This window comes from Endozoicomonas sp. OPT23, assembly GCF_009653635.1.
Classification (GTDB): Bacteria; Pseudomonadota; Gammaproteobacteria; order Pseudomonadales; family Endozoicomonadaceae; genus Endozoicomonas_A.
In genome coordinates this window covers 1-684 of the sequence record NZ_PPFD01000014.1, presented here as the reverse complement: position 1 = coordinate 684, position 684 = coordinate 1, and the positions used below count along the sequence as shown (strand labels likewise).

Sequence of the window (684 nt, the reverse complement as noted above, 5' to 3'; positions counted from 1 at the left end):
GATGATTGTCATCCTGAATACTATGCTGAAAAACGGGACATGTTGGGGAGAAAATATCACCTGAAAACTTGACTATAGGCCACAGTCACTTGTTATGTGCGATTACTCGAAATGGCACAGTTTTACCGAACTAATATACGGCGATAGCTTTTCAACAACGCCATTGCTCGAATGCCAAATAATGTATGTGTAATCCCATTCTTCGGTAATTGCACAGCCTAATTCAGGAATTATGAATTGAGAGAATTTAGTTGCATCCTTGTTCATAGATTCCTTATAGCCAGATAAAACTGAACTTATGTTACTTATAGGAGTAGTTTTTCTTTTTTCATTATTAACATGTTCAATTTCAAAATCATTACTTAGCAATACTAATAACTGATTAAATCTTTGCCATTCGTTTTCAGTAACCTCATCTAATTTGTGAAGGTTTTCTGAACCAAGCCAGTCAGACCAGAGAGAAACGAACTCTTTTTTGAATTCAGGTCTTACTTCCCAATCCTTAAAATACTGGTGATACATGAATTTCCTTTAGCACATAACGCTTTGTTCAGGTGGCGCGCCGCAGGTGCGATCACCTGGAACAACTTGTATGGTTAATTCTTATTCTTGAAAACGGGTAAAAAGAGACCCACCTTCAGTTGGCCTACTGAAGGCCTTATGCAATAGCTCGATGGATTTTAG

1 protein-coding gene is annotated in these 684 nt (G+C 37.6%); it reads right to left on the bottom strand.

The genetic code is table 11. From position 1 onward, the window contains the following. Positions 1-102 precede the first annotated feature (102 nt). Entirely contained in the window at positions 103-522 is a 420-nt protein-coding gene (locus EOPP23_RS21220; RefSeq protein ID WP_153768003.1) for a hypothetical protein, read from the bottom strand. Positions 523-684 lie beyond the last annotated feature (162 nt).

What these genes read in the sequence shown, in the direction of transcription:
- EOPP23_RS21220 (WP_153768003.1), bottom strand. Translation starts at nt 522, where the DNA reads ATGTATCACCAGTATTTTAAGGATTGGGAAGTAAGACCTGAATTCAAA.